Source organism: Aneurinibacillus sp. UBA3580 (assembly GCF_002375825.1).
Classification (GTDB): domain Bacteria; phylum Bacillota; class Bacilli; order Aneurinibacillales; family Aneurinibacillaceae; genus Aneurinibacillus; species Aneurinibacillus danicus.
The window spans coordinates 32,410-44,862 of sequence record NZ_DFMZ01000069.1 but is presented as its reverse complement, the minus strand read 5'-3'; the positions used below and the strand labels follow the sequence as shown (position 1 = coordinate 44,862).

The window sequence follows — 12,453 nt, the reverse complement described above, 5'->3', positions numbered from 1 at the left end:
TGAAGGGCTGTTGTTCGGTCCACGACGCGGCGCATTCACAGGCGCCGTCGAACGTCCCGGTCTGTTCGAACAGGCGCGCGGCGGCACGCTGCTGCTCGACGAAATTAACTCGATGAGTCCCCCTCTGCAGGCCAAGCTGCTGCGAGCTCTGCAGGAGAAGAAAATTCGCCGGATCGGGGATACCAAGGATATGGAGATCGACGTGCGCATTATCGCCACAATGAATGAGGATCCAATTGACGCTATCGCGGGAAACCGTCTACGCAAAGACTTATATTATCGACTTGGAGTCGTTACCCTCTTCATTCCGCCGCTGAGAGAGCGCAGAGAGGACATCGAACTGCTGGCCTATCATTTCATCCGGAAATATAATCGGCTGTTCGATATGAACATCGAGCGCATACAGCCCGAGGTGCTGCATTCGTTCCTTGAATATAGCTGGCCCGGCAACATACGGGAGCTTGAGCATGCGATTGAAGGAACGATGAACTTTATCACCGATGAAACCGAAATCGGCATGCAGCATCTGCCGCACCATATCCGCCGCAAGCTGCTGCATCTGTCCCGGGACGAAGCGACGGCCGCGCATGCGAATACGGAAGAGATGTCTTCTCTACTGAGTGCGGCACTACAGACGAGCGCATCGCAGGACAACTTTACTCATGTACCACAGGACTTAAAAAGCCAGCTGGCCGCATTCGAAAAAAAGTACATTCGCCATGTTATCGCAAAGAACGGCAACAATGTATCCCGCGCGGCCCGCGAGCTTGGCATCAGCCGACAGAGCCTACAGTATCGGCTGCGGAAATACGGCATGAGATTTACGCTTAGCGATTAACATCTACAGCATTTGCGTAGGAAAGCAACGCCGACGCTTCACGGTTTCGTTTTCTTTTTGTTGGAAGGCCCATGACGACGGCGATGAGCCTGCCAAACCGTGGATGTGGCTTAGTCGCGCACAGGCAGTACTTTGCCTGCGGCGTATAGCCGGTCTTCAGTCCGTCCACTCCCGCATGGATGCCCAGCAGCGAATTTGTATTACGAAGCAGGACGACAGGTTTGCCGTGTCGTTTTATGCTTGCGCGTCTGCGGGATGTGATGCGCAGAATATATTGATATCGCGTAAGCTCCCTTCCGATCACGCACATGTCGTATGCGCTTGCGTAATGTCCCGGCACGGAAAGTCCATGCGGGTTTCGAAACCGCGTGTTCGCAAGCGCTAAGCGGGCAGCCCGCTCGTTCATCTCGTTCACAAAGGCGGGCACACTCCCGGATGCGTATTCGGCAAGTGCTATAGCCGCATCGTTGCCCGAGGCGATCAAAAGACCGGTCAAAAGCGCCTGTACGGTAACCATCCCGCCAGCCCGAAGCTGCATATTCGATCCGCGTACGGCTGCAGCCCGGCGACTGATCCGGACTCGCTCCGTCAGCGCTATCTCTCCACGCATGCTCTTCTCTATTATGAGGAGGGCCGTCATCATTTTGGTCATGCTGGCAGGGGCAAGCGCTTGTTCCGCATTTTTCTGCCATAGTACGCGTCCGTCCTCCGTTTCGATTAAGCAGGCCGCTTTCGCTGTAAGTACAGGCGGTGCTCCCGCTTTTGACGCGCTCATGATAACTGCTTCAGCCCTTTGCGCCGAGCCTGTTTTTTAACATAATCGACCGTCTTTTCCAGGCCGATTTTATGGGATGCTTTAATCAGAATGGTCGTATCGGATTCCAGACGCCGGAGAAGCGCGCGGCGTAAGCCCTGCTCGGTCTCAAATATTCGTACCCGCTTCGCCGGAAATCCGGCTCGAATTGCACTTGATGCGATAATCCGCCCCTTCTTGCCGTACGTATACAAATAATCAACTTTTGATTCAGCCACATACCGGCCGACTTCCGCGTGCGCCTTCGTCGAATACTTGCCCATCGCCAGCATGGTGCCAAGCACAGCTACTTTTGTCCCTTTCCCCACTTTTGTAAGTACCTCGAGGGCGGCACGTACCGCGTTTGGATTGGCGCTGCATGAATCGTCGATCAATGTAATGCCTCTCGCATAACGGAAAACGTTCAGACGGTGCGGCGTACGCTTGTAGAACGCAAGACCCGCTTTCATCTCCTGCGCGGTAAATCCGAGCGCATGCGCAATCGCAATCGCATTCAATGCGTTGTATACGTTATGGTCGCCGTAGATGGGAATGTAAAATGAGTGCGTTTCTTGGTCTAGCTTCACATCGAACTTCATGCCGTTCCGCTCGTAGCGAACATTCGACGCCCGGAAATCCGCTTCCTCTCTAACGCCGACCGTAACGATTGTGCCCTGGAAGTCTTCGGTTTCCAACAATTTCGAATTCGGATCGTCTGCGTTAAGCACCAAATAACCACTCTGCTTCATATACTTAATCAACTCGGATTTCGCCTGGGCGATCCCCTGTACATTCCCCCCCACATTTCCAATGTGGGCCGTTCCGACGTTTGTAATGACACCCATGTTTGGCTGAATAAACTGGCAGTGCTTTCTGATCTGACCGCGTGCTCCCATGCCGAACTCAAGCACCGCCGCCTGGTGGAACGGACGAATGCGCTTCGCATTGGCCGCTGAACATGTATGCTGGTTAAAGCTCCGGTACGAAGCGAAAATGCGCCATCTGCGCCGCAAAATCGACGCAATCATCTCTTTGGTTGTTGTTTTTCCCGCACTTCCGGTGACGGCAATCACCGGTTTGCTTAACATTACGGTTTTAGGCAATGAAACCCCTCCTCTTCTCCCTGCTGCGTGATCCGTTCAAGACAATGTATGCAGCAAAAGGAGAAAAGGAAAGCCTCTCTTGGACCGCTTTTTCTTTTCGCTTTTTGCAAAAACGGAAAAGAATACGAAGGAAACCATCGCATATTTGCAACAGTTTCGGTTTCCTTGCTTGCTTTTATTTAATGACGGTTGCAACCCGCCAGCCTATTCCTTTGAGGTAGAGAAGTTTAACGCGTACAGTCGCAAACGAAGGATTGGTTTTATCACCCATCGGAATTTTCAACTCGTATTCTTTGTTCCACTTTGCTCCTTTAACAAACGTCGCTTGCGCATTTCCCCACTGGCGCATGTCACCGCCGTCCGCATTCACCTGGGCAAGCCGTCCTTTATACACAATAAGACCGGCCTGTTTATACAGCGCTTCGCTTACAGAAGGAGTAAACGTTTTTTGCAGATAAGCGAGATATTCCTTCTTCGTATCAATGTCTTTGCCGAGATAACGGTACTCCTTACCTTTATACATAAAGGTGCTAATCTTACCCTGCAGCGCTCCGCCCTGCTGTACATGCCGCAGACGCTGCACCGCTTCCGTCACAAGCCGTACCGCCGTCTTTTCATTCATTGTGGTCGATTTCCAGGTTGAAGACGAAGCAGGTACAGGGCTTGCAGCGACGGATGCGGCAGGAGCAAGTGGAGCCAGCAGCGAAGCGATACCGATTGCGCCTCCGAGCAACATAGATACATAGCGTTTCTTGTCTGTCTGTTTCATATGTTTTTCCCCCTATTTCACTTTTCAATTTTTCCTTCCCTCTTTATGACGATAACAGAGTCCGGTTAGGTTGCAGTTTCTTGTCTTTCTAAACATCTTTATAATTTTATAAAATAAGGTTACGTTATTAGCTAATACTCCTACAATTTTCGGATCAAATAATATGAAAAATAAATAAAATGAAGGAGGGACGGCGCTTCCTCCCACGTCTGAAGGCGATGGGTTTATGCGCCACGTTTTATATGATTATTTTAAAGACAGCACGGGAGATTTCTCTAATGAAAGAGGCCGGAGAAATTCTGGCCGCCTGCCACCGCGAAATCGCAAAAATGATTGAACCAGGCATCACTACCCTGGAAATCGACAGCTTTACGGAAAAATTCCTTAAAAAACATAATGCGACACCGGAGCAAAAAGGGTACAACGGCTTTCCCTATGCGACCTGCGCTTCCGTCAACGATGTCATCGCCCACGGATTCCCAAGCAAAAAGCCGCTGAAAAACGGAGATATCGTTACCATTGACATGGTCGTGAATCTGAACGGCTGGCTGGCCGATTCGGCCTGGACGTATCCGGTCGGCACCATTTCCGAAGAAGCGCAACGTTTACTGACCGTGACAAAGGAATGCCTGGACTTAGGTATCGAGAAAGCACTGGAGGGCAATCGAATCGGCGATGTAACAAGCACCATCCAGACCCACGCCGAAAACGCCGGCTTCTCGGTCGTACGCGACCTGCTCGGACACGGTATCGGACAGTCCATGCATGAGGCTCCTTCCTTTGTCCATGTCGGAAAGCCCGGCAAAGGATTCCGTCTGAAGGAAGGTATGGTGTTTACGATTGAGCCGATGATCACTGCAGGCACGTACAACATGTACGTCGAAGACGACGGCTGGACGGCGCGCACGCTCGACGGCAGTCTGGCGGCTCAATACGAGCACACGATTGCCATTACCAAAGACGGTCCGCTGATTTTAACACAGCAGTAAGCCCTTGTGAAATACAAACGCCTCCCGGATAATCTCCGAGGAGGCGTTTGTATTCTCTATACTTTAGATCGATAAAAATAATGCTGTGCGGCAATCGTCTTTCCCAATTCCAAAATGCCGTACGAAAACTCGGGCTGGCGCCGCTTATCGGTCGGCGAGCCTGGATTAAACAGCAGAACGCCTTCATGCCAGCGCAAAAGAGGCGCATGTGAATGTCCGAAAATAACCGCATCCACCTTCTGACCGGCGAATGCGTCCCAGGCTCTGCGCTCCGTGGTTTTGCTCTTTCCGTCCCCGTGTATCAGACCAATGCGAAATCCGCCTAATTCCAACACTTTCTTGCGGCCAAACCGGGCCAGAATGTCTTCCCTGTCATTGTTGCCTGCCACGCCCTCCAGCGGCGCGATCGCTTCTAATTCTTTCACGACGTCCAATGAAGTAAAGTCACCGGCATGCAGGATCATATCCACTTCCTGCAACCCTTCCATAAGCGCAGGCGGCAGCCGCTTTGCCCGTGATGGTATATGGGTATCCGAAACGACTCCGATTCTCATCTTATCCTCTGTCTACAGCACAACATAAATAGTGCCGACGATCATAATAGCATCCAGCACAACGAATGCACCGATAATTACTTTTTTTGCAACAGAAGCTTTTTCTACTCTATCTTCCACTTTATTTTCCTCCTTATCTGCGCTCAAACCGATGAAACCTTTACCCTTATTTATAACATAACTCATATGCTAAACTAAGTAATTTTCTGTTACAAATTTTTAAATTCGTACCAAATATGAAGAAAATCCTTAAAGGGGGTGCAGGATATTCTCTGGCTTTCATCATTGCAACCTGCGGTGGATTCTTTCCGCTTCCATAAAACCTGATGTCGCCGCCCCCTGAAAACCGCCGCCCGGCTGTGTCCAGGCTCCGACAAGCGACAGGCAGGATATCGGCGTCCTGCTGGACGTTCGCTTTATGCCGGATTGAGCCACTGTTTGCGCAAAGCCATATACCGCCCCCTCAGGATTTTTTGTATACCGCATCATTGTACGGGGAGTTCCCAGCTCGGTTATCACTACTTTTTCTCTCAAACCCGGATAATAACCATCCAGCCGATCCAGGAAAATATCCGTTACTTCCTTCTTCTTCCACCGGTATGCTTCTTTCTCTTCCGGCCAGTTCCGGATATCATCGATTAACGTGGCAGTAATTACACCTCTTTCATACGCGTTCAAAGCGGCGTCCATCTTGCTGTAGTTGGTAAGCCCGAAATTGGCTTTGTCATACAATCCGTGCATACAATTCTCATAGTCTTTCGCATGATCCTGTTCTTCCAGAAAAAGCAGGTCCTCAGCGTCGATACCAAGCACTTCAGGATGGCAGGACAGGCCGATATACAGTTGAGTAAGAGAAGGACCGATTCGTTTCGTCAACAGCTTTTTCCGGTATCGCATGCCGCATTCGTGTTCCCTGATTAAATTTCCTAAAGTGTGTGCCGGGCTGGCGTTGGAGACGACCCACTTTCCTCTATATTCTGTTCCGTCCTTTATCCGGATGCCATACGCTTTTTTATTATCCAACAAAATCTCTGTTACTTCGCGGCGCAGCATCACTTTACCGCCGTGCTCTTCGATGACCGACACAAGGGCATCCGAGAAAGCCTGTGCCCCGCCTTTTATGTAATACGTTCCCTCAATGTGATAGCCAGTCCACGGAATGAAGAAATATAGCGAAGAGAGCCGGGAAGGCGGAAGCCCGTAATACCCCCATAGCGCGGTAAAAAAGTTAAAAAATGCATCCGACTTTACATACTGTCTTACCACCTGCTCTGTTGTCAGTCCGGACCACTTCATCAGCAGCCTGCAGCGAAGCGGAAAAAGTGCTCCTTTTTTCCAGCCCGGAACGTCCGGGTCTTGTAAAAAGCTCATCTCTTCGTGCAGCCGATAAATAGCGGCAAACAATGAATCAATGCCGCTTTTCTCATCAGGAAACATGCGGATAAGCAATTGTTTATATTCTGTGGCCTGCTTCGGAATATCAATTCTTTGCTGAAGAGTCTGGATGGAATAAGGATGTTCTTTAGGGAGAGGAATCATTCGGTCCGCCGCGCCGCAAGCGTCAAGAATCCTATGGAAACTCTGGCCCGCTCCCAATCCGCCTACACCATGCAACGCGACATCAAACGTATATTCTTTACGTTTAAAATTAGTCGCATATCCGCCGGCTGCATAATGATGGTCGAACACGGCAACTTTGTATCCCAGCCTGGACAGGCGGGCACCGCACGCAAGACCTCCTACGCCTGCCCCGATAACCAGTACATCATATAATTCCATTCTTCTTCCTCCATCCCTTTATTCACTTTCTTTAAGCTTCTGCAGCTCGTCTTCGACCGCTTGCAGGTGGCTTCGATAATGACTAATGCCAATACGGACGCATGCTTCCTGGGAAGGCGTCATATGTTCCTTCCAGCCTCTATAGTCTTCTTCCAGTCTGGCAAGGGAAGCGAGCGTCCTTGTCTTTTCCTGTTCCAACCATTCCGTAACCCGCTCTTTCCCGACATGTTCACCAAAGTATAGACGCATCAGAAAATCAGAGCGTACCACGTCCGGCTCGATCAGGCTCTGCAGGTAATCCCGGAACCGCTCCCGCCCTTTTTCAGTAATGGAGAAAAGGTTCTTATTGGGCTTTCCCTCCTGAATCACCGTTTCCTTTATGATGTACCCTTCCTTCTCTAGTTGGTTCAGTGTCGGATAAATTGTGCCGTAGCTGGCATCAAAGAAATAAGAAAATATCGATTCGAACGATTGCTTGATATCATATCCCGACATAGGACATTTCATTAATAGCCCTAGAATTACGTCTCTTCCTTTCATTTTTATACCTCACTTATATATATTCATATTATTAATATATATATTATTTATAAAAACACAACCAAACGATCAAATTTTTTTGAATGAATAGCAAAAGAAGCACACAGTCCCTCTTATTCACGTGAGAAAAACTCGCGGACGTTGCCGGTCTTTTTCTCCCTTCGGGCCACATGCTCCACACGGAAAAAGCAAAGGTCGGCACACACCTCGCGAGTTTTTCCTGGTTTACAGATGGAGGGAAAGTATGTGTCGCTTTATAGTGATAAAGCAACACATACTTTCCTACACTAAGCAAAAAACCCGGCATATCCGGGTTCTTTGCTTTCTCTTTATGATTTTAAGGATGGCGCTGTATACGGGCATATACCTTTTTTAATCTTCTGCTTGTACTTATCCAGCTGAAATTCGCTTTCACGCGCCGGCGGCCTCCTTTGGCCAAGCGTGCGGCCAATTCGGGAGAGCTTTTTACCCGCATAATGGCACGGGCAAATGCGGTCGGACTTTTGTAGTCACGAATCAGCAGCCCGCTTACCCCGTGCTCGACTACTTCCCGGATGCCGCCCCGATTGGACGCAATCACCGGGATTCCGGAGGCCATGGCTTCCGAATTAACGGTGGCAAACCCTTCCCGGAATTGCGTCGGACAGACGAACACATCCCCTAGGTGATACATGCGGTGAACACGCGCCGGCGGAATATAACCCGTGAAGCGAATAGGTACACGCAGTTTACGCGACAGCGAGCGCACCTGCTTCATATAACGAGTCTGCCGTTTGACACCGGGCCAGGAGGCGCCGACGACAATCAACCGAACACGCGGGTGTTTCTTCTTCACGCGGGCAACGGCCCGTATAAGCGTATGCAGTCCTTTTCCATGAACAATCCGGCCTACGAACAGTACGTTGAATGTGCCGGACACCTTCCACTGTTTCCGCAATACCTCTTTCTCACTTGAAGAAAAAGGGCGGAATTGAGATGTATCTACCCCAAGAATGCAGGTATGGAATTTGTGGGCATGAGCCGGATACCGTTTCTTCATTGTACGCGATACAAACGAAACGACGGACGTAACAGCGTTGACCTTGTGTAAAATCGCATTCGCCCGCTTCCGATCCAGCGCCGACATAAACGTTAGGGAATGCAGGGACAATACGATCGGCGTATGCGGAAACATCTTCCGGACATACGGCACAAACGTAGGACGGTTTTCAATCTGGATTATATCGAAGGAACGATGTCTGACCCGGCGGAGCGCGGCGCGGATATAATCCAGCCGCTTTCGCTTCGGAATGCGGATAATATGATAATTGCCGTTCACATATACGCTTTGGGCAGGCAGGTTGCGGTGGGCCCGACTGATTAGCGTCACTTGTTCCTTCTCGGCCATTCTGCGGAAAATGTTATGTGTGCAGGTCTCTACCGAACCGCCCAGAATGGGCGGAACCGGCAGCTGCTCCGGCAAAATAACAAGGATGCGCAAAAATCTTCCCCCTCTCTCGCTGCTATACTCCAATACATCGTATTCTTGTACAGAAGCAGAAAGTGAGTGAAAATGAGTTGGAATCTTTTATTCCATGCCTATTTTTTCCTTCACATACGTATCTGAAGGGGCGGCGGAGATGAACGGACTCATCTCACCGATGCAATAAATGTGCAGTTCATGCATCGCCCGGGTACAAGCGGTATAAAACAACTTGCGCTCGCCCTCCCTTCCATACTGTTCCTCTGAACCGTTATAAATGATAACCGCATCGAATTCGACACCTTTGGCCAAATAAGAAGGAATGACAAGCGTACCGGCCTCGAAAGAAGATGTCTCTTTTCCGATTAGACGAAGCGGTATATCATTATGCAGCGCTTCATACGCCTCCCTGCTTTCCCGAGCGGTTTTGCAGATGACCGCAATCGTCCGGTATCCGGCGGTCTGCAGTTCTCGGATGCGATCTGCAACCCTTGCGGCAAGTTCGTCTTCGTCAACAACCTGCGTTACAGTAGGTTTGTTTCCTTCTCGGTTAAACGGCTCAATCTCTTCTCCGCCTTCAATGAATCCGCGTGTGAATTCAACAATCGGACGCGTCGAACGATAGCTGCGCTTCAATACGTATGTCTCCGTCTGTTCGGCGTCATATAAGGAAGACATCGGCGCAAATCCGGTACTGGTCTCTGTGTGGGCATAAATCGCCTGGTTCAAGTCGCCGAGCACCGTCATTTTGCTGCGTGGAAAAAGCCGTTTAATAAAGGCGAACTGGAACGCCGAATAATCCTGCGCTTCATCGATAAATACATGACGGACCGATGTGTTCGTCTCAAACCCTTCAATCCGCTCTTTCAAATAAAGGTAAGGCGTTGCATCTTCGTATGCTAATTCCGATCGGTCGAGGCGCTCCACTGTCTGCGTGCAGATTGCCGCCCAGTGCTGCGGCAGCCCTCCATCAGCGGTGAAGGGAAGAATACGGGCTGAATCAGCAAATAACTGCCGATAGATGGCAGACATATCGATAAAGCGAAGACGTTTCACCCGTTTACGCAGCGGCTTGAAGTGTTTCTGTACGATTACGGAGGCAAGCAGCTTTTGTTCGCGTTCGAAATCATCGAACGTGTCCTCCGTGTATCTTTTTTTCCGCTGGAGTTTCTCATGAGTCCTTGCGTAGGTTTCTTTGTCGAGCAACTGCATCTCGTCCTCTACCCACTGTTTGCTTCGTTCCAGGCGTGCCCGCTCCTTCAGCTCTGCAAGCAGCCAATCGACAAGCAGCTTCATACGATTCGGAATCGGCAGGGACGAATCATACCCATAAAATTCTTCCTTGATGCGTTCTCTCGAAACAAGCACTTCATCCCGGAATTTTATATCTTTGAAAATCAAGCCTTCGTGTCCGAGAAACTCGACATATCTCTCAATCACCTGCATGAAGTCGCCGGAAGCTTTATAGCGGATTCCCTCCATGCGTGCCGCATAATCGGGCTCATTCACAGCCGTAAGCGTATATTCCATTTGCGCAAATGGGTCTTCAAGCTGAAACATTCTGCCCAGTCTGAGCTCCAGATACTCCTGAAACGTCGTCTGCTGCATGTTTTTCTCTCCGAGTTCAGGGAGGACGGTGGAGACGTAGCTGTTGAACATAGGATTCGGAGAAAATAAGACAATATTCTCTGCCCGTAGCGTCTCACGGTACCGATACAGCAAATAGGCGACTCGTTGCAGAGCAGCCGAGGTTTTGCCGCTGCCCGCTGCGCCCTGTACGATGAGCAAACGGCTGCGTTCATTGCGGATAATTTGATTTTGTTCTTTCTGAATCGTAGCTACAATGCTTTTCATCTGCGAGTCTGCCTGCTTGCCGAGCACTTCCTGCAACAATTCATCGCCGATAGTTACGCCCGTGTCAAACAAGCTGCGGATGATGCCTTCACGAATCACGTACTGCCGCTTTAGTTCCATCTCCCCGGTAATCGTACCGCCAGGCGCTTCGTATTGCGCCGGTCCGGGAGGATAATCATAATACAGACTGGACACCGGCGCACGCCAATCGTAGATAAGAAAGTCTTCATTGTTTTCATCGAGAAGGGAAGCGATGCCGATGTAGATGCGTTCCGTTCCCGGCTCTCCGTCTTCTTTGAAGTCGATTCGCCCAAAATAAGGCGACCGTTTCAGGCGCGCCAGTGTCGTCAATTGGTTGTGGGCAAGCCGGTGGCTGCGCTCCCTCTCCGATAGCACTTCGGCCTGCTGTTTGATGCTCGCAGCAGTTTCCGCCGCCTCCACCGCATCTTCGAAATTGGCAGTCACATCATCCCAGAAGTTCTTACGGATATCTACAACGTCTGCTTTTATCTCGCCGACCTGCTGCTGAAGAACGGCCATTCTTTCTCCGATGAAATCGATCACTCGGTCGACCCGCTGCTGCTCTTCCTGCCAATCCTGTTCCGCCTTACTCATGGGACCACTCCTATCTATAAAAATTTCTATGGTCAATAGGTTTGACATCAGTATTTTTTTATGATATTATAATATCGGATAATATTTGTATAAAAATAATAAAAACTTATTGACCATTCCTCATTTTATCATGGGGTTATATGAAGTTCAATATGTGTATTGTATCCGAAGAACATACGCAAAACGGAGGCACGCATAGCGCCTCCGTTTTTTATTGTATTCCTCACTCCTTTCAAACATTATCCCGCTCTTTTTCACGAATATTTTAAGCGGAAACACATAACTTCCTATTCTTATTGGAAAAATACTTCTGTTGATTCCAGTAAAAAGTTACATATCAGGGAGTTGAGTCTACTCATGAAACGCTTCAGCGTCCTTATCGCTTTTGTTTTGCTTGCCTCTTTGCTGCCGTTTTACTCCGCGGAGGGATATCGGGAAACTCCTTACCACTTCGGTTTCAAAAAGAGTAAAAACGGTCAACTGCCTTCCATCGATGAAGAAGGATTTAAAGACATCCTTGTAAAGCACGGGGCCATTTTTTTAGGAGATACGACAAAGAAAGAGCTTTATCTCACCTTTGACAACGGTTACGAGAACGGATATACGACTAAGATTTTAGATACGCTAAAAGAGAAAAAAGTACCCGCCACCTTTTTTGTTACCGGGCATTACGTCAACGATCAGCCTGAATTGTTGAAGCGAATGGTGAAGGAAGGACACATTATCGGAAATCATTCCTGGAGCCACCCGGATATGAGCCAGATTTCGGATAGCCGGATAAAAGAAGAACTGGAAAAAGTGACCGAGGCAGTAACACAGGTTACCGGGCAAAAAGAGGTTCTTTTTTTACGTCCCCCAAGGGGAATTTTCAGCGAGCGGATGCTTGCGGTAAGCAAACAGCTTGGATATACAAATGTTTTTTGGTCCCTTGCTTATAAAGATTGGGACACCAGAGCTCAGCGGGGCTGGAAATACGCCTACGACAGTTTCATGTCCCAGCTTCACCCGGGTGCGATTATTTTGCTTCACTCTGTTTCTAAAGATAACGCGGAAGCCCTGGGAAAAATCATCGATGAAGTGCGAAAACAAGGGTATGAATTTAAAAGCCTGGAACAATTGAAGCCAAAAAGCCAGTAAGAAAAACTCGCGGGCGGTGC

At 49.4% G+C, this 12,453-nt stretch carries 11 protein-coding genes; 3 read left to right on the top strand and 8 right to left on the bottom strand.

Translation table 11 applies throughout. The features are described from left to right. A partial coding sequence (locus B2899_RS10750) for a sigma 54-interacting transcriptional regulator (RefSeq protein WP_286885705.1) occupies positions 1-838 on the top strand: 838 nt, incomplete at its 5' end. On the opposite strand, the gene B2899_RS10745 is transcribed toward B2899_RS10750, so the two are convergent. From B2899_RS10745 to B2899_RS10735, 3 genes are all read right to left on the bottom strand, one after another. Next, entirely contained in the window at positions 828-1,613 is a 786-nt protein-coding gene (locus B2899_RS10745) for a D-alanyl-D-alanine carboxypeptidase family protein (RefSeq protein ID WP_286885702.1), read from the bottom strand. The genes B2899_RS10750 and B2899_RS10745 overlap by 11 nt on opposite strands. Continuing rightward, entirely contained in the window at positions 1,610-2,734 is a 1,125-nt protein-coding gene (locus tag B2899_RS10740) for a UDP-N-acetylmuramoyl-tripeptide--D-alanyl-D-alanine ligase (RefSeq protein WP_246147260.1), read from the bottom strand. Before B2899_RS10740 ends, B2899_RS10745 begins: the two co-directional genes overlap by 4 nt. Positions 2,735-2,909: 175 nt before the next feature. Then, positions 2,910-3,503, bottom strand: coding sequence for a DL-endopeptidase inhibitor IseA family protein (locus B2899_RS10735; RefSeq protein ID WP_146809366.1), 594 nt, complete (start codon positions 3,501-3,503; stop codon positions 2,910-2,912). A 242-nt stretch (positions 3,504-3,745) separates the two neighbouring features. Here B2899_RS10735 and map point away from each other — a divergent pair, with 242 nt between their 5' ends. After that, positions 3,746-4,492, top strand: coding sequence for a type I methionyl aminopeptidase (map, locus tag B2899_RS10730; RefSeq protein ID WP_286885707.1), 747 nt, complete (start codon positions 3,746-3,748; stop codon positions 4,490-4,492). A 56-nt stretch (positions 4,493-4,548) separates the two neighbouring features. Here map and B2899_RS10725 read toward each other — a convergent pair whose 3' ends face one another. The 5 genes from B2899_RS10725 to helD form a co-directional block, all read right to left on the bottom strand. Beyond that, positions 4,549-5,046 carry a metallophosphoesterase family protein gene (locus B2899_RS10725; protein WP_146809367.1) on the bottom strand — a complete coding sequence of 166 codons (498 nt, stop codon included), beginning with the start codon at positions 5,044-5,046 and terminating at the stop codon, positions 4,549-4,551. Positions 5,047-5,328: 282 nt separating this feature from the next. Next, positions 5,329-6,825: a phytoene desaturase family protein gene (locus tag B2899_RS10720; RefSeq protein ID WP_146809368.1), complete on the bottom strand. Its 1,497-nt coding sequence runs from the start codon at positions 6,823-6,825 to the stop codon at positions 5,329-5,331. A gap of 18 nt (positions 6,826-6,843) precedes the next feature. Next, complete coding sequence (locus tag B2899_RS10715; protein ID WP_146809369.1) at positions 6,844-7,365, bottom strand: helix-turn-helix transcriptional regulator; 522 nt, start codon at positions 7,363-7,365, stop codon at positions 6,844-6,846. Between the two features lie 337 nt (positions 7,366-7,702). After that, positions 7,703-8,845: a glycosyltransferase family 4 protein gene (locus B2899_RS10710; RefSeq protein WP_286885697.1), complete on the bottom strand. Its 1,143-nt coding sequence runs from the start codon at positions 8,843-8,845 to the stop codon at positions 7,703-7,705. A gap of 87 nt (positions 8,846-8,932) precedes the next feature. Beyond that, positions 8,933-11,296 (bottom strand): RNA polymerase recycling motor HelD, encoded by a 2,364-nt coding sequence (gene helD, locus B2899_RS10705; protein ID WP_286885694.1) that lies wholly within the window; start codon positions 11,294-11,296, stop codon positions 8,933-8,935. Positions 11,297-11,653: 357 nt separating this feature from the next. Here helD and pdaA point away from each other — a divergent pair, with 357 nt between their 5' ends. Beyond that, positions 11,654-12,433, top strand: coding sequence for a delta-lactam-biosynthetic de-N-acetylase (gene pdaA, locus B2899_RS10700; protein ID WP_146809372.1), 780 nt, complete (start codon positions 11,654-11,656; stop codon positions 12,431-12,433). The last annotated feature ends 20 nt before the right edge of the window (positions 12,434-12,453 follow it).